Below are 16532 nucleotides of genomic sequence, written 5' to 3'. Positions count from 1 at the left end.
GCACCCTACTGGCTTAAAAAATGCCATGTTGTTTTTAACTACCTTGCACCAAATTATCACAATCTGTTTCCGTCGATTTACCTTCTATCAACTCTTCAAAAAGTTGATTCAGCGACTTTTCTTTGCTAACCTGATTTAACATGATCCGGTCATCAGCAAACCTATTAATCACTTCTTTAGCTAAATAATATTCTTGGGAATTGGGTTGACAAAAACCAGCATCAAATTCCCTAAACCCCAACAAATAAGAGAGAGATAAAAACACATTTTGCTTATACTGATTATTCAAGGAAGTGGGGTTTTGTTGCCGTAAATACTCTAAAATTTGCCGAAAATGATTTCGATAATTTAAGATATTACCAGCATCTTGGAAATTAAAATACCATAGTAAAATTCGACCATAACCCCACATATATCCTTCATTAGTGAATCGTTCCGAATTATTGCATAAATTAAAATATTGTTGTTGTCTGGATTCATTTATAGCAGTTCTCGCCAAATAAAGGAAATATTCATAGTTAATTTTTGTATCGTCTAAAATTTGCGATTCTTGGGATTGATTAAAATAAAAATCTGACAAAATATAGGGAGAAAATTTATACAGCTTTCCCACCCATATCAAAGAACTTTTAACACAATTTGTTTTATCAATATTATTACTAGGGTAAATATTTATAATCTTAGTGATTTGATGCCATCGATCATCTTCGAGAATTTGTGTTAATTCTGTCAATTCTTCGGGATTAATATATTGAAGAACATCAAGATTATAAATGTTTTTCGGCAAAATAGTCGTCATTTTAGATAGGAAGTTGTTAAATTCTTGGTATTGTCGGCGTTTTACTGGGCTGTTCTTCTGGAAAATCCTGTCTAATTTAGCGATAACTTCTTGTAAATAGTTTTGTAAAGTTTGATAGCGATCGCCATTATATCTAAATAACTCTACTTGCTGTTGCGACTTTTCCGCACGGGTTTGACTCAACTTCAGATAGGGAATATAACCATAGTATTTGACCGTAACGATTCGATTAGTTAACTCCGCTTTGATGTGATACTTATTCTTAATATCTTCCACTTCTAGCAGGGGAGATGAACCCGGTTTGAGGGTAAATTTTATCCTCACCTCTACATCTTCCGTTACTTCATTTTCCACCACAGAAATGCTATAATCTTGGGGAGTGTCGTCTTTACAAAAATCTGCGCCATTAACCCGAATTGGCAGAGTCGGATTTAAGTTATCTTGGGGGATTCTAAAAGTATCCTTATTATCAAGTTCCGGGATTTTGCCAATCAACTCGCGAGATTCCCCTTCATAGGAAATAATATCGCCTTCTGTCAGTTGAATCCACCTCTCTTGACCCTCAATACCAATCTTAAACTCGATTTTATCCAGGTAAATTCCAAACAGATGGAATCTTGATCCATGATTCTGCTTGTATTGCCAAATGCGGTCAAATTCTCCAAGCTGACTAGAAATACAAATCACTCCGGGAAGGGAATATCTGACTTGAGATTTGATTAATGAATGATACTGAGAGACTAAAACAAACTGATATTGGGGATAACTTTGGATTAGGTTTTTAATTTTATTTAAATTGACTCTGTTTAAAATAATTTCTCTAATTTTCTGGCGAGATACCGTCACCTTTTTATAAAAAATCCTACTTTTATGCCAGATTTCACTGACAAAGGTGATATTTTCTTGATTGATTATAGGTTGCTGAAAGAATGCAACTTTTTGCAAGTAATTAGCCAGATGTTCAAGGGTCTGTGATGTATTCGCTAATTTCGGAAAATAAGTTGCTAAAATTTCCGATGCCAAATCTTTACAAATTAACTGATAAGTGTCGAGGGTATTCAAATTAAATTGATGTTTAATCGGAGTTTGATGCTTCAAAATCGGGATATTATTTTGAATTTCAATCGTAATCATTTCCCGACCAACCCAGTTATCTAAATTCAAGAATAACAGAGGTCGAGTTATTTGGCTGTTTTGCAAAATAGAATAATTATTCCAGTAATGATAAGCACTACTATATAAATAGGCTTCTTGGGATGCCAAAAAATTACTCGTACTCAGAGTTAATAAGTCGATAGTATCGGGAATAATGAACAGTCGCGGAGTCTCCCCAGTGGATAACTGGGTTCCCATGTAAGTCGTTTCTGTGGGGTTAACCGCCAACTTTGACGGATAATGGCCGGTAAAAATGGGTTGATTCAAATATCGATAATCTCCGAAATCTTTAATCAAGTTTTTATAGCCTCTCGGTAAATCTCCAGGGGAGGGAGTTAAGCGGTCTATGGATTTGTTAAATTGGTTGGCATATTGACAGCAGTTAACGTAAGATTCCAAATTAAATAATCGCGTTGTCATGATAATTAATTTTCCTGATTGGTTAAAGAATTAAGGATTTCCTTAATCTCTTGTAAGTCCGTCGTTTTATACATTAAATCATGCAAATCGAAGCTGCGGCGAGAAAAGTTAAAATTGATGCCGCCGACGTAGGCGAGTTTGCCTTGAAGCAGGGTTATTTTAGCATGGCAATAATTGATACTTTTGATTTTAAAATCAGCATCTTGGCTATTCATTTGGCTATCAATATAAACTTGCGTTTTTGATAACTTTAAAAGTTCTCTTAATTCTGGCGTAGGTCGAAAGCTGCGGCTGATAATAACGATATTTCCCCGAAACTCGCCGAGTTCGTTGAGTAAATCTTGATAGTATTGGCGGGGATTTAAAAGCTGAGAATTAGAAATAATTTGGGGTTGAGAGGGACGGGGAATGCAACGCAAGGTCAACACATTACCAGAACCGATGAGATCATCTTGGGTGTGGTTATCCCAAAAGTGACCGAATGTTTGAATCAGTTGGGAATGTAAGGGAGTATTTCTCCAAATCATCCCTGATTCTAAGTTTCGGTTTAAACTTCCGGGGGTCAAATTGCAGGAACCCAGATAACCATATTGTTCAGAAATGCAGGTTTTTAAGTGAAATTTTCCGCTTCTAATTTTTAGCTTATTACTATTAATTTCCAACAATCTCCGCAGACACCTTACCTTGTTTTGGTCGGAGTTTTGGTAACTGATAGGTAATTGTTGTCTGGACTCCACTTGACTGTCAATTCTATCAATTACTTCGTCTCTTAAATCGGTGATAATCCACACCCCTTGAGAGAGTTGCTCGGACTTTTTACAAATCATTTCGACGACATCTTCCGCCTCAATGATATAGCTCGATATTAGCAAAAAGTCTTCTGATTTATCAATAATTTGGGTAATATAATTTTTATATTTTCTTTTAATAATAAACTTTTTGGCGAGTGTAAAACTGGATTTGGGTTGCAGATGATCGGGAAAATGACTGATTTGAATTTGTCGATCGCATCTATATTGTTCGACCAAATTGGCGATATCTTCCGGTGGTTGATCTTCCCGTTTTTGCAGAAATTGAATGGCTTGCTGTAGAGAGGGGGAAAGTTCCGCCAATTCAACCATCAGCAATAATTGAGGCGAAAAAGTGACCCTCGCTGTGTCGGATATGGAGGTCAAAAAATAATCGATTTTGGCGGAATCTTCTAAGTTTTTCCAAGTCCTGACCGCCTCTTTCCAGATATTCTCAGACAGTTGGGGAGATAAATTTGGATGGCGATCGCTATTTAAAATTAAAGTATAAATTCCCTCCTGTTGGGACTCTTGATAGGGAAAAATGGGAATTTGGCGATCGTCCGGTTGCAGCGAAAATTGTGCTTCTTCCCCGTAACTGACAAATCTATACTCGTAAAATTGGGGAGGGGGAAGATTCCGGGAAACTTGGGGATTTAAAATTTGCAACCCCGAAAATTGATATAATTCATTTTCATCTGTCACTTGATGGAACTGTTTTAATAATTCAATTAATACCGAATTAGGCAGAAAATCCAAACCAAAAGATTCTCGCAAAAGCCTAGGAGTCCGCCTCTGGGTTTGAGTAGCAACAGCTTCAACCTCCCGCAACAATTCCGCCAGAGAGATGCTAGTCCCCAACCGTGTGGGAGATTCCCGATAAAATATTCCTTTAAATTTACATTCAACTTTCATGATAAAATTACCGTCCTTTCTGTGCTTTCTAATCGAGCAACTTCTAATTTTTGCAACGGCGAATTAGGTCGCCATTGGTCAAAGTCTCCCACCATAATTAAATAATCTTTAGCGCGAGTTAAGACAATTTTTGTTTGTTCCCACGTCAAATTTTTAGGGTCTCCGCTACAGCAAAAAACCACAATTTTTTTCTCTTTACCCCTCCAATTATCAATCGTGTCGATAAAATATTGCGGATATTCCTGCATTAACCTTTCTCGTTCTCTTTCCGACGTGGCAATGATGCCGATATCTTCTCGATTTTTAGGTAAATTTTTTAACCAGTTTGAGATGTTGTGAATTTCCGTTGTTTGCCGAACATCTTGCCAAACCAAGCGATGATTTAAGGACGGTAAATTATAGTATATAGGTTCCGTGTGAGTTTGAATCCAGTCCTTAGAAATTAGCGAATAAACAGGAACCGCAATTTCTGGATGCAAGCGAAACTGTTGAGTTAGTTTATAGGAATAAGCTGGGAGTAAATAGTGAGAGAGAAACGAAAACCCATCAACGCGGGTTAAGGTTTTGGCATGGCGTTGACCTATATAAATATCGCGAACATCGCCGAATAAGACTAATTTCTGAGTTAAACCTGCTAATAAAATCAATTCATCCCAGCTTAAATATTGGGATTCTTCCACAATTACCAAGTCAAATTTGGTTTGCCATAGGGATTGATTTGCCACATCAAAAAACTCTCTAGCCGTTGCCAAGATGGGAATTTGGGGAGTATTTGCTAACTGTTGCGCTAATTTTCCGATTTCCGTTTCTGGGAGACTTCCGAACAGTTGACTGAGGCTCAGTTGTTGTTTGAGTAAGGGAGTCAGCCGTTGCAGTTGAATGGCGAGGATATCCCGCCTAGCTGGGGTTAAATGGGGAAATTCCCCTTGGAGAAGCTGGGAAATTTCCGCGTGAGATTTATTTTCGATTCGCGGTAACCAGGTTTCCAGTTTTGCCGGAGTTCGCAGTTTTGCCAATTCCACATCTGGCAGATAGTAAGCCGGTAAATAGTCCATTTTTGGCTGATATAAGTGATGATTTCGCAGTTGTTCAGCGATTGAGTTTTGATGACTTACAGATTGATTCAGCCGCAATGGATAGCCGGGTAATTGTTCATAACCATCGAGAACAGTGGGATAATAACTGAGGATTAAAATACGCTTTTCGTGGTTAATGGCAGCAGCAGCTAAACTAGCCGCAATGCGGGTTTTTCCAGTAGCGGGAGGGCCAGAAATTAAGGCGATCGCACTATTTGAAAGACCCATTTCTAAGGCAATTTCCTGATGACCACTCAGGGAATATACCGGAGTAATGCTCGGAAAATTTAAGCTATTTCTTTCTGTCAAATAAACCCCACCACCACAAACTGTTTCTACAATTAACTTTAGGGGTAATGTTAGTTGTTGATGCAGCAGCAATAACCGTTTCCGTATCGCCTGTATTGTTGACGGCGATACCTGTTTAGAATTTAGTAATGTATCTAAATGCGACCAAAACTGTTGTTCATTCATAATCCGTTAATTTATTAATTAAACCTTGAATAAAGCCAGATATCATATTAACCGTCTGCGTCAAACCGTCCTCCGCGAGAAAGTTAGGAGTTGCCATCAACCAAACTTTTCTGAGGTTATCAAAATTCCATGAATTGGGTATCTCCGACAAAAATTCATGGGGAGAAACCTGCAAGTAAAAAATCAGTCCGGTTTTAATCTCTGGTTGCTGTTGTTGTTGTTTTGTCAGATATTCTATACCTTTCAAAATCACCTCATTACTGGGACGATACCAAAACACCCAAATGGGGATTTTAATTGTCCGAGTAGTCAAACTGGCTGAGGTCAAATCATGAATTTCTAGGTTTAACAGCCAATCTCCCCACCTAATATCATCCGGTTTTTCCACCCTAAAATTATAAACTTTGTCTTTTAAGAAAACTTGAATTTTTAGATTGCTTTCATTTTGGTGGCTGAAATAACGTCCTTTTTCGGGAACCGTTTGCCGCCATAACTCAGCCGTAGGGTCTACATAAAAATTTGCTAATTTGGTCAATGCCATCAACAAACAGATACCGATAACGTCAGCGAATAACTGATTCCGAAAACCCCATATTTTTTGCTTTTCCTTTCTTTTCGCTAGATAATCCAAATAGGCGCGATAGAAGCTATTATAAATCGGATGTTGAAGCAAAACGTAATTAGGTTTTAGCAGTTGAAAATGTCTCAAGTTTCTGAGAATTTGCCGGACGTGAGTTTGACTTCTAAAGACTTTAATTGATTTGCTAAAACTGTGGTTATCTGTGGCGTATTCCGAACCCAGGCGAATTGACTCGAAATATAAGATTTTGCCCACAAAATAAATCAGCAATCTGTTCTCAGGTGTGTTATAATCCTGATAGCGTCTAATCGCCATTAACTGTTGACGGGAACCTCCTTTTTCCGCCGCGTTTTTGCCAGGACGGCGGGTATAGTCTCGCAAACAATAAGCGTCCATTTCTTGAATGCGTCCGATGGGGGTTAATTCCGCTCTCCGTCGCAGTTGTTGCCGCATTTTGGGAGTAATGACTTGTAGCTTTTGGTTTAATTCATAGCGATTTTGCAACGTGATAATTAAAGGTTTTTGTGCATCTTGAATTTTAGCATCTTGGTAGGGTAAATTTAGGAGGCGAACTCTGGCTTGGTTTCCCAATTTTTCCGCCACCAAGTTTTCCCACAAACCCGTCAAAACTGGTAAGCATCTGGAGACCGTATCATCAAAACGATCGCCTAATTTTTCCTCCCAGATTTTCCCTTGATTTTCGTCCTCACAATTATCGCGATCGCACACCTCATCAGCCACCTTAATTATCACCGAAGTCGGAGCCAAAGTCAACTCGTATAGCAATCTATTATCGTGATGTTCCAGGTCAGAGATTTCCAAATAAGGAAAAGCAATTTCATACAATCCCCCACCGAGAGCGATCGCTTCCTTACCGGTCAAATTTTCGGCTTTATCTACCCTAATAATAGGGCGATCGCACACCCGTAAAACCCGATGATTAGGCACAGGATTAGCGCCATTCAGATATGCGAATAAACTCGGATAAATTTGCATTGTTCTCTACTCCTCCGGATAAATCAAACCTTTCCACTCAAATTGACCCGTCGAACTATTCCTAGACCTTTCAAAAGCCCTAGTCAAAGGTTCATCCCCCAATTGCTCAATTAATTGTTTCATCTCTTCCAGTTCTTCGTGATAATCATCAATCATCAATCCCCGCAATTTCGGCAATAACTTCTGTCCAAATTGGTCAGCCAAAGCATAGCGAAACTCAGCCGAGTTAACCTCTGAAACTCCCGGATAATTAACCACATATTGAGTGATAGCTTGATAAACGCGATGAGCAAAAGGATGTCCGATTTTCTCCATCACATTATTGGCTTGATCCAAATATTCTTTAACTTTGCGAACCACAGGAGAATTAACTTGTGGTCTTCTCCTCCAAGCCTTAAACTTTTCATAATCCAAATAGCCTGAAGATTTATTAACTTGATTACTGTTGTTACTGTCTTCCCGCAGCCTCAAATTTTCTGGCTTACCAAAAGTTAAAACATTCGCTCTATCTAGCACCTTATCCGATAAAGTTTGGGTAGTTTCATCCTCATTCATTGTCCCCACAAATAAAAACTCTTCTGGAATTCTAAGGCGACGTTCTTCCTCCCTCAGCGGCAAACTTCCCAAATCAATTTCTAAATAAGTGTCCCCGGAACGACGGCTTTCTAACTTAGACAGAAAATCACTAAAATAATATTCAACCCGCGCCAAATTCATCTCATCTAGCAACACGATAACGATTCGATTTTGCATCTGATTATCATGATTGTATTGATACAAACCTCGCATCAAATCCGTCGGTTTAAATTTCTTTTCAATGTAATTATAGAACCCTTGCAAATCTTGCGGAGAATCCCAACGGGGTTGCACCGCCAAAGTCAAACACTGTGCCCCAATAAAATTGGCGTACCGTTGGGGAAGTTCACTTTTTCCAGTCCCACTAATCCCCGCTAAAACCACTAAAGCCGAGATATCCTGCACTTTTAAAGAAGTGTGAAAAGCATTGACTACCCGCCGAGGAAATGTCAAGCCTTGTAAGTTCAGGAATTCTGTAAAACTTTGTAAAAATTGCTGTTCTACATTTACGCTATTGCCGATATTAAATCGTTTTGTCGGCAAATGATTCCACAACTTATCCTTGAGCGCTTGCATCGCCACTTCCGTGCTATTACTGAGATTTGCTAATTCTCCTTTCAAACCATCAATTTCTTCTTTATATCTCTGTTTTTCCTCTTGTAACTGAGCATTTTGAACTCGCAAGCTATTGAGGTTTATATTAGCAGTATTTATGTTATGATCTATATCTTGTAAATCCAGAATTTTCCTGCGAATCTCAGAATTCAGATTTCTGATTTGCCTTCGGAAATTTTCAATTTGTTGATAATCTTGTTGGTGTTGCTGAATCACCTGTAAAATTCGTTGCTTTTCACCTTCCAACCTCTGAATTTCTGGACGTAGCTGCTCGATTCTGGTTTGCAAGTGTTGCTGTTCAGCAGATAAAGCATCATAACTCGCCCTGATAACTTCCAATTCAGCTTGTCGAGTCTGAAGGGTTTGCAGTGCCTCCGTCCTAGCTTTAATTTGCTCTGTGAGTTCCCTTAATTGAGCCGTTTTAGCGTGATATTGCACTTCAATTTGGGCGAGGGAATTTCGTTGATTCGCTAACTCTTGTAACTGGGAATTAAGAGCCGTCACTTCACCTTCTAATCCACTTTTTTGTTGGCTCAGTTCTCCGATTTTAGCTGCAATTTTTTCTAACGTCTCTAATTGGGGATTACTGATTCTGAGTCTCTCTAGGCGAACCTTTAAATCCTGTTCTTGCTGTTCAATTTCCTTAACTCTGTTTTGCACATCATTTAAATCATGCCTTTTATTAGTTAGCTGACCTTCGGTTTGGCTCAATTTTTGGGTCAATTTATTGTGTCTATCTGTAATTTCTTTAACTTTTGATAATAGCTGTTGATGTTCTTGTTTTAAATCCTGGATTTGTTGTTGAGTTTTGATGACTTCTTCGCTAGATTTTTTGATGCTTTGAATGGCAAATGTTGCACCCCCTAATCCCCCCAATGTACTTCCGAATATGGTACTCCAAGCGTCTCGGGAGGGGGAAATAAAGAATACAGCCGCACCTCCCACCAGACAAGAACCACCGACGATCGCCAAATTTTTGATCATCCCAGATACCCTTAATTCTTTGATTTATACTATCCTATCGGCGCAGCATAGAAAAATTACGCAAATTCAGGCACAAGTTATGTAAATTTTTGTAAACATCCCCCATTACAGTCTAGGGTAGAAGTCCAGAAAATCTCTAATCTCTTCTGGGGAATTTCACCAACACTTAAACCTGACACCCCCATTATAATAGTGTTCATAAGCTCTCCCCCATCAGCCACTGACTTCTATAATTGGCGATCGCCGATTTTCGCGGGTGTATTCATCCCCCCCCAATATTCAGCTTCTTAGCTAGATTTTTCAGCTTGAGTTGAACTCGTTTAACTAGTGGTTTTTGGGTATCAATATCATGGCGAATAGCCTGGGGTTTATCCATTAACAGACTCGCCAATAAACCAAAAGATGAGCGCGATGCAAATAGTAACTCATCACCAGCAGCCAGCAAATATAAATCTATCAGAGCCTCAATGCCATTTTTAATTAAGTCCTCGCATTCTTCGGGATTTTGATGCAGTCGTTTTCCCGAAGCAGAAAACCACTTATTAGTTGAGATGATATCCGGGAATTTCTGTTTCTGACCAGGAAGCCTAGCACGGCGATTGATGGTATCTCAGAGCCAATTATGCGGGAGGTTGATCATCCACCCAGAATTGGGTATTTATTAGCCAGCAAAGCCACCTGAGTGCGATCGCGTAAATTCAGGCGGCTTAAAATACTAGAAACATGATTTTTAACAGTTCTCTCGCTAATAAATAACTCCTGGGCAATTTCTCGGTTACTGTAACCCTTACCAATTAACCGTAAAACCTCCAATTCCCTAGGAGTTAAATCTTGTAAATACCCTGGTAAAGGTTCATCCCTAGAAGGTTTATATTTAGCAGCCATCACCTTCTCAAATAAACCCGGTCCTAACTGTGTATATCCTTGATAAACTGCCCGAATAGCTTGGGCTAGTTCATCAGAAGGGGTATCCTTTAATAGGTATCCCTTCGCGCCAGATTCCATAGCTTGGGTGATATATTCATCATCATCAAAAGTTGTCAATACCAAAACCTTAATTTCCGGCTGTTGTTCAGCAAGCGATCGCATCGCCGCCACCCCATCCATAATTGGCATTCGCACATCCATTAACACCACATCCGGCTTTAATTTTAACGCTAATTCCACCGCCACTTTCCCATTCTCAGCCTCTCCCACTATTTCCAAGTCTGGTTTTGCTTCTAATAAACTCCGTAACCCTTCCCGAATAATCCCCTGATCATCAACCAATAGAACTCGAATCATCATCCTGATTTTTCCCGATTTTCACTTCAATTTTACACCCTTCACCGGGAGAACTATTTAAGCTGAAATTTCCCCCCACAGCCATCACCCTTTCCCCCATACCTTGCAAACCAAATCCCGTCGTATTTTGCCCAGGATTAAAGCCACAGCCATCATCCTCAATTTTTAAATAAAATTCTCGGTTATTTTCTGAGATAATTAGCTGCACTTTTTTGGCTTTGGCGTGCTTAGAAATATTCGTAAAGGCTTCCTGAATTACCCTATATAAAACGATAGAAATATCAAGGGGTAATGTATCCCCGATTTGTAAATGAGATGCTACCGGGACTGATGTGGTCGCCTCAAACTCAGAAATTAGCTGTGATAGAGCCTGCCCAAAAGACTCTTGTAGAGGGTGCGATCGCCAAGCCCTCACCGATGCCCGCACCTCTTTTAAGGCTTCCTTCCCCAACTCCCTAGCTTGTTGGAGATGTCGGGCAGCCCGTTGTTTATCCTCAGCTAAAAATAAAGCCACATTTTCCAATTGAATACTTTGGGCAGTCAAATTGTGACCTACAGAATCATGAATTTCCCGGGCGATGCGATTACGTTCTTGATTAATTGCTCGATCCTCAATCAACATCGCATATTCCCTTAACTTTTGATTAGCTTCCGCCAATTTCTGGCGACTTTCTTGCTCTGATAATAGCGCTCCCACTAATAATAAAATAAACAGCAATACTAACCCAAATAAAACACTAGAATTAAAAGTCAGAGTCAATACTAGCCCCTGAATTGGGTCAGCCCAATTATCAGCCAGAGGTCTCAGGCGCAGAAATACCCACAGCAGAAATAATCCATAAGCAAAAATAGCCACCGCAATGCGATCGCGCCAGGAAAATAACAGACAGGCGCGAATAACCACCACCAGCAACAGGGCGGAGAAAAAACTCACCCCCCGCCCCCCAAATACCACCGCCAACCAACTAAACGTAAACCCACAGGCGATATATACCCACCGGATCGCAGGTCTGCCCGATCGCTCAGGTAATCTCAAGCCCATTACACCCAAACTGCCAATACTAACCAAAATCCCCAAGGGAAACCGACGACTGCGGTAGTGTCGTCTATGGCGGTTCTGGGGGCGATCAGGGTATGGCGATCGCTCCGGTCGATCGGTTACAGTCTCTGGTCTGTCTGGTCTGTGGATTTGACGATGAACCCTGTAGCCCTCTCCTCCAGGACTCTGAGTATATGGCAGGGGGCTAAAAGCCGTTAACAGGGCGATCGCCAACAGCACCCACTCCAAATACAGCAGCAAGGGTACTGGAAAACTCGAACGACCAAATATATTTTTCACGCGCAGCCAACCCCCCAGGTATCTCTTTTGGTACTTTAGGACTATCAGCAACCGTTACTAAAGACCTATCATAATTGGGTATTCTGATCGAGGCGATCGCCGGTTGTATCTACCTACAATGGGGTTAAAGCTCAAACCGAGTTGATAATCTCAAAGATGTTCCAGGATATAGATATGAATATGCAACGTTTATTGTCGATAATGGCTGCCACCGCCTTAATTGTCCCCATAACTGCCAGCGTCGCCTTTGCTGGTCCCCGTAAAGGTCAATCCTTTGATGGTCTGAACCTGACCCCCCAACAACAGGAACAGATCCAAGCAATTCGCGATCGCGCCGCCACTTCCTCAGAACGTCAACGGCAGGAACTCCAAGCCAGTCGGGAACAAATGCGATCGCTACAACAAAGCAACGCCAGTCCCGAACAATTGCGCCAACAGCGTCAAAGAATCCAAGAGTTGAGTCGCGCCTTGAGTGACCAGCGGTTCGATACCATGTTAGAAATGCGGGAAGTTCTCACCCCAGAACAGCGATCGCAACTCCAGGAAAGAATGGGGGAACGTCCGGGTCGTGGTCCTGGTGGTCCTGGCGGTCTTGGCACTGGCGGTGGTCCGGGTCGTGGTCCGGGTCGTGCTCTTCCTGGTAGTGGTCGTTAGAATAGCCATCAAGCCAATCAACTAACTGCTCACCAATAGGAACAGGAAACCGGGCTTGTCAAAGCTGTTTCCTGTTCCCTCAATTAACCCAACTCAAAAGTGATAAACCTGACCGTCAATCAACAACCTAGTGATTCCCTTCGCTTGTAAATGGGGGGCTGTTTTTTGTAGTAACCTGCCATCAGGAACCTTAAAAACCCGCTGATTGCGTGCCGAAAACCGACTAGCCACCCGATGATTATCAAAAACAGGCAGAGTTTTTTCCAGAATTTCTTCCGACGGGATACGCCCCAACTCCGCAAAAGCCTTCAAAGGCTTAACAATCAGTTCCGAAGCCCGATCAATCACCAAATAGCAAATCTTAGGTAACTCAGCCTCAGTCAGGGGCAGAATTTGGACTAAGCTGTTAGCATCAGGGGTAAGGGGGCGATCGAACAAATCCTGATCATTGTCCCCATAATCCTCATCCTCATCCTCCTCATCCTCATCATCATCATCAAAATCGCTAAATTCTTCCCCCGAAAACAACTCCGGTGTGATTAACTCCCCCATCTCATCATTTGATGTTGTCAGATTTGGCTGTTTCAGCAATGGTCCAGGGATCGTTTCCACAGAATTTGACTCTTGGGTTGTTTCTGCTGCTTCTCTCTCAGGTTCTAATACCGATGAGCTTTTCCGCAGGCGGACTCCGTTGGTAGCATCAGAATCTAACTTAGAATCTGAGGACTTAAATGCTTGAGACTCCCCATCATTCAATTCGGATCTGCTGTCCTTGAGTTGGGGTTTTCTCTGATTTCGTAACCGTTGCTTCTGATGAGTTAGAACATCATAAACATCCCGTGGGACGGCACTTTGTAGAATACGTCTTACCGTAGAACTACTCACCCCGAACTTTTCCGCTAGGGCGATCGTTGTTTCCTCGGGTACATCTTGATAGAGCCTAACGATTTCCTGTTTTTGGGAGTCAGAAAGTTTTGAGGATGTCATCAGATTTGGTCTAAATTGGACATTGGAGTTAATTTCCACAGGCTTAGAAGGGATCCCCCTAAGTGCGATCGCCTCTTTGGCTAATTTTCTCTACAGATTTTCTTGAACGATTAGGAACATCAAAACTTGAAGTTCTCTGAAAAATCCAGCGACAAAACTAGACATATCAACTTTCATTCTAGCCTCTGCTGGCGCGTCTACGTCGGCTTTGGCGAGAACGAGTTGATATGTCATATTCTAGGACCGCACCGATCACAAACAAAATGCCAGTAAAGACAAAAAACACTTCTAGCAAGTTGCCACTTTCATACTCAATTTCGACCCGAGAATCAGACCATTTAAAGTAAGTATCCGCCACATACAGCGAGAAGATAGCAAAGGCTATCATACGCCAGGACTGAGAAAAGCGCCCTCCCCAAAAAGCCAGAATCAGGGCAGTTGCTAGAATCAGCAACACCACATCACCATAGATGTAAAACAAATTCAGCCAAAATCCCAGAGGTTCAAGTTGAGCATCAACTGCCAGCACCCAATCTGGGGCCGTACTTTCTTCTTCCTCCTCAGCCATGGCTTCATCAACCATAGCCACTCCATTAGGGGTAGTGACTATCTGTTCCTGACCCGGGGGTTCTTCAGTAGTCCCTAACAGCCCAAAAAATGACGGATCAGCTACCCAGGTTGCCAAAGTTATACCAGCGATCGCCACACCAGCCAGAGTCGCCCACTGCCAAACCTCCAGATTTAGGCGTTTAGAAGTCACCGCCGTAACCATTCCCCAGCCAAACAACAAATAGCTGAGGACATAGAACCCATCCCCTAGGGAAACCACCGGGTCAAGGTTCCATACCAGTTCCCATAAACCAAATAGTAAACCTCCCATAAAATAAAACAGTGATCCTAGACCAATTCCCAGCCAGACATTGCGTCCGCTGACCATTTGGGGGCTACGCCAATTTCTATAGCAAACCAGTGCAGCCATCAGAAAAGCACCCAATTCAAAGACATAAGTGCCAATGGAATACCATAAAGGTCGTTCTTCCCCCGGCGCACTTACACTAAACAGCAGGAAGAACAACAGAGCCAGAACCACCCAGGTGATGCCAAATATCAGCAGATTTTGCGGAGATACCAGAGATGATATAACCGATGATTTTTGTTGTGACGTGCTACTCATAGCGATACAATAACAAGAAATCTACAGTTGAAAACCATTACTAAACCAGATCGCAATAGATTTGCCCAAGAATACTCATTCAAAAACTCATCTCAATTCGAGCCTCCCATATTTAGATACCAAAACCAAAAAATCCTAACATTACTTAACTTATCTCCCAGAGATTTCCCAGAGTAGATTCACCCAGCCAACTGATAAATGAATCCCGATCTTCTTGGGCCAAGTCCTGTAGAACTTCATCTAAGCCTTCTGCAAAGCTAGTATTTCCGAAGTAGCTCTTACCCAGACGGTAAACTTCTTCTAGCAATGTTTTCAGGTTATTTTCATTCCAGGAAGGAATTTGTAAACTTTCCAGGGGGTCTTTGGTCAAAAGAGTTTTGACCGCCTCTGAGTTATCATGGGCGGGAAATTTCCCTTTTTGAAGAATCTTGAGCAGATCCTTTTCAAAGGCTACAGCTTGTCTTGACCCCAATAAATCCTCAACATCAAAGTAAACTGCTTGTAAGACCAATAGAGAAGCGCGAATGAGGCCTGATACCTTAGCATCAGTACCTCCACCCCCCTCACTACCGAGTTGTTCAAGGCGAACTTTACCCCAAACACTATAGCGTTCTGGTTCTTCGAGTAGTACGCAGGCTTTACCCCGGTTATCAGTCAAGTCCCGCCAATAAGCTCTGGCTTCGCTTTCTTGCTGAACAGTGAAAACCTTCATCAGACGGAACGTCTGCCCTTGATAATAGAGAATGGGAATCTGTTGATCCCGATTGGGGTGTTGGATCGTGGAGATCTCAACATCCTGTCGTTTCAGAATAAACATAACACTATGTACCTACTCTTGGCAGAGTTGCAGGTCGGCCGTGTTTGTTATTGTAGTGCTTGTTGAACCCATGGCGCTATAATCTCCAATGTGGCAAACTTAATCATCCCAGATAATTTTTGCCAGTCAACTGTCAATCTCGATCGCTTTTATGTTATCATCTACACGTGTCCATTGATGATCAAGCCTTGGGACTTGAGTTGACTTGATTTAGGTTGATACTAGTTGATACTATAGGTGTCAACTTAAGGTAAAATGCAAGACTTGCCTGGGTGTGTAACTCAGCTGGATAGAGTAGCGGCCTTCTAAGCCGTTTGTCGTAGGTTCGAGTCCTACCACACCCGTTTACTGTAAACCCTTATCCTGACTACTATCGCGTGATATCGCTCAACCCGATAGTGGTACCGTTGCGCACAAAATACACTTCATTAAGTCTTAACACACAGGATAATTAGCGCATATCCCTTAGCAACAAATCTTAATTATTGACGGGTTAATCAATAAGCAGTTATGGTCGAAAGGGAAGTCGCCTTCCCCAACTCCAATTCAAAACCGTGCTTGCGAGTTTCCCAGCACACGGCTCCTGATGTATAGCCTTAGTCAAGGTGGTTAGGACGCAGCTTGGAGAACGGAATCCATGGCATCATCGAGAGAATCAAACTGCTCACGTGCAATGGCGAATGCGGGCTTTCAACCACGACCAACATTTCTCTATCTTGTTGAGGTCTGGCGAATAAGGCCGAAGATAGAGTAAACGGCATTGAGCTGCCTCCACCAGTTCAGCCTGCCGCCCCCCTTTATGAAACGTTGCATTGTCAAATACTAGAGTCTGACCTGGCTTCAATGTTGGAATTAAGATGAACTCCAACCACAACTCAAACACTGTCCGATTACAACAA

12 protein-coding genes, 1 tRNA gene and 1 pseudogene are annotated in these 16532 nt (G+C 41.6%); 2 read left to right on the top strand and 12 right to left on the bottom strand.

Annotated features, from left to right (window positions below; genetic code table 11):
• Positions 1–34: 34 nt before the first annotated feature.
• The 8 genes from P5674_RS18685 to P5674_RS18650 form a co-directional block, all read right to left on the bottom strand.
• On the bottom strand, positions 35–2374 hold the full coding sequence (locus P5674_RS18685) for a hypothetical protein (protein WP_006618583.1): 2340 nt from the start codon (positions 2372–2374) through the stop codon (positions 35–37).
• 5 nt (positions 2375–2379) lie between these two features.
• Entirely contained in the window at positions 2380–4077 is a 1698-nt protein-coding gene (locus P5674_RS18680) for a phospholipase D-like domain-containing protein (protein WP_006618584.1), read from the bottom strand.
• Entirely contained in the window at positions 4074–5627 is a 1554-nt protein-coding gene (locus P5674_RS18675; RefSeq protein WP_152088688.1) for an AAA domain-containing protein, read from the bottom strand. Before P5674_RS18675 ends, P5674_RS18680 begins: the two co-directional genes overlap by 4 nt.
• Positions 5620–7203, bottom strand: a complete 1584-nt coding sequence (locus P5674_RS18670) for a DUF2357 domain-containing protein (RefSeq protein WP_014277129.1) — start codon at positions 7201–7203, stop codon at positions 5620–5622. Before P5674_RS18670 ends, P5674_RS18675 begins: the two co-directional genes overlap by 8 nt.
• Before the next feature lie 6 nt (positions 7204–7209).
• Positions 7210–9378 carry an AAA family ATPase gene (locus tag P5674_RS18665; RefSeq protein WP_315670197.1) on the bottom strand — a complete coding sequence of 723 codons (2169 nt, stop codon included), beginning with the start codon at positions 9376–9378 and terminating at the stop codon, positions 7210–7212.
• Positions 9379–9455: 77 nt separating this feature from the next.
• The gene (locus P5674_RS18660) at positions 9456–9578 is read right to left on the bottom strand and encodes a hypothetical protein (RefSeq protein ID WP_286131411.1); all 123 of its coding nucleotides are present in this window, start codon (positions 9576–9578) and stop codon (positions 9456–9458) included.
• Positions 9579–10014: 436 nt separating this feature from the next.
• Positions 10015–10662, bottom strand: coding sequence for a response regulator (locus P5674_RS18655; protein WP_043469132.1), 648 nt, complete (start codon positions 10660–10662; stop codon positions 10015–10017).
• Positions 10640–12001, bottom strand: coding sequence for a sensor histidine kinase (locus tag P5674_RS18650; RefSeq protein WP_315670196.1), 1362 nt, complete (start codon positions 11999–12001; stop codon positions 10640–10642). Before P5674_RS18650 ends, P5674_RS18655 begins: the two co-directional genes overlap by 23 nt.
• 156 nt (positions 12002–12157) lie before the next feature.
• On the opposite strand from P5674_RS18650, the gene P5674_RS18645 reads away from it, so the two are divergent.
• Positions 12158–12655 (top strand): Spy/CpxP family protein refolding chaperone, encoded by a 498-nt coding sequence (locus tag P5674_RS18645; RefSeq protein WP_315670195.1) that lies wholly within the window; start codon positions 12158–12160, stop codon positions 12653–12655.
• Between the two features lie 93 nt (positions 12656–12748).
• Here the strand turns inward: P5674_RS18645 and P5674_RS18640 are convergent, their stop codons facing one another.
• The 3 genes from P5674_RS18640 to P5674_RS18630 form a co-directional block, all read right to left on the bottom strand.
• Positions 12749–13642, bottom strand: a complete 894-nt coding sequence (locus P5674_RS18640; RefSeq protein ID WP_014277125.1) for a hypothetical protein — start codon at positions 13640–13642, stop codon at positions 12749–12751.
• Positions 13643–13820: 178 nt separating this feature from the next.
• On the bottom strand, positions 13821–14816 hold the full coding sequence (locus P5674_RS18635) for a hypothetical protein (RefSeq protein ID WP_006618593.1): 996 nt from the start codon (positions 14814–14816) through the stop codon (positions 13821–13823).
• Positions 14817–14961: 145 nt separating this feature from the next.
• Complete coding sequence (locus P5674_RS18630) at positions 14962–15633, bottom strand: Npun_F0813 family protein (RefSeq protein WP_006618594.1); 672 nt, start codon at positions 15631–15633, stop codon at positions 14962–14964.
• A gap of 270 nt (positions 15634–15903) precedes the next feature.
• On the opposite strand from P5674_RS18630, the gene P5674_RS18625 reads away from it, so the two are divergent.
• Positions 15904–15977, top strand: a tRNA-Arg gene (locus tag P5674_RS18625).
• A 265-nt stretch (positions 15978–16242) separates the two neighbouring features.
• Here P5674_RS18625 and P5674_RS18620 read toward each other — a convergent pair.
• Positions 16243–16532: pseudogene (locus P5674_RS18620) on the bottom strand (transposase); the annotation flags it as partial.

It is taken from the genome of Limnospira sp. PMC 289.06 (genome assembly GCF_032350395.1).
Classification (GTDB): Bacteria; Cyanobacteriota; Cyanobacteriia; order Cyanobacteriales; family Microcoleaceae; genus Limnospira; species Limnospira platensis.
Note: the sequence above shows the minus strand (reverse complement) of the source record. Positions and strands in the feature narration are given on the sequence as shown.

Excerpts from the sequence above, each read along its gene's own strand:
- P5674_RS18685 (WP_006618583.1), bottom strand. The coding sequence starts at position 2,374 with ATGACAACGCGATTATTTAATTTGGAATCTTACGTTAACTGCTGTCAA.
- P5674_RS18655 (WP_043469132.1), bottom strand. The coding sequence starts at position 10,662 with ATGATTCGAGTTCTATTGGTTGATGATCAGGGGATTATTCGGGAAGGG.
- P5674_RS18660 (WP_286131411.1), bottom strand. The coding sequence starts at position 9,578 with ATGAACACTATTATAATGGGGGTGTCAGGTTTAAGTGTTGGTGAAATT.
- P5674_RS18665 (WP_315670197.1), bottom strand. The coding sequence starts at position 9,378 with ATGATCAAAAATTTGGCGATCGTCGGTGGTTCTTGTCTGGTGGGAGGT.
- P5674_RS18640 (WP_014277125.1), bottom strand. The coding sequence starts at position 13,642 with ATGACATCCTCAAAACTTTCTGACTCCCAAAAACAGGAAATCGTTAGG.
- P5674_RS18645 (WP_315670195.1), top strand. The coding sequence starts at position 12,158 with ATGTTCCAGGATATAGATATGAATATGCAACGTTTATTGTCGATAATG.
- P5674_RS18680 (WP_006618584.1), bottom strand. The coding sequence starts at position 4,077 with ATGAAAGTTGAATGTAAATTTAAAGGAATATTTTATCGGGAATCTCCC.
- P5674_RS18630 (WP_006618594.1), bottom strand. The coding sequence starts at position 15,633 with ATGTTTATTCTGAAACGACAGGATGTTGAGATCTCCACGATCCAACAC.
- P5674_RS18635 (WP_006618593.1), bottom strand. The coding sequence starts at position 14,816 with ATGAGTAGCACGTCACAACAAAAATCATCGGTTATATCATCTCTGGTA.
- P5674_RS18675 (WP_152088688.1), bottom strand. The coding sequence starts at position 5,627 with ATGAATGAACAACAGTTTTGGTCGCATTTAGATACATTACTAAATTCT.
- P5674_RS18670 (WP_014277129.1), bottom strand. The coding sequence starts at position 7,203 with ATGCAAATTTATCCGAGTTTATTCGCATATCTGAATGGCGCTAATCCT.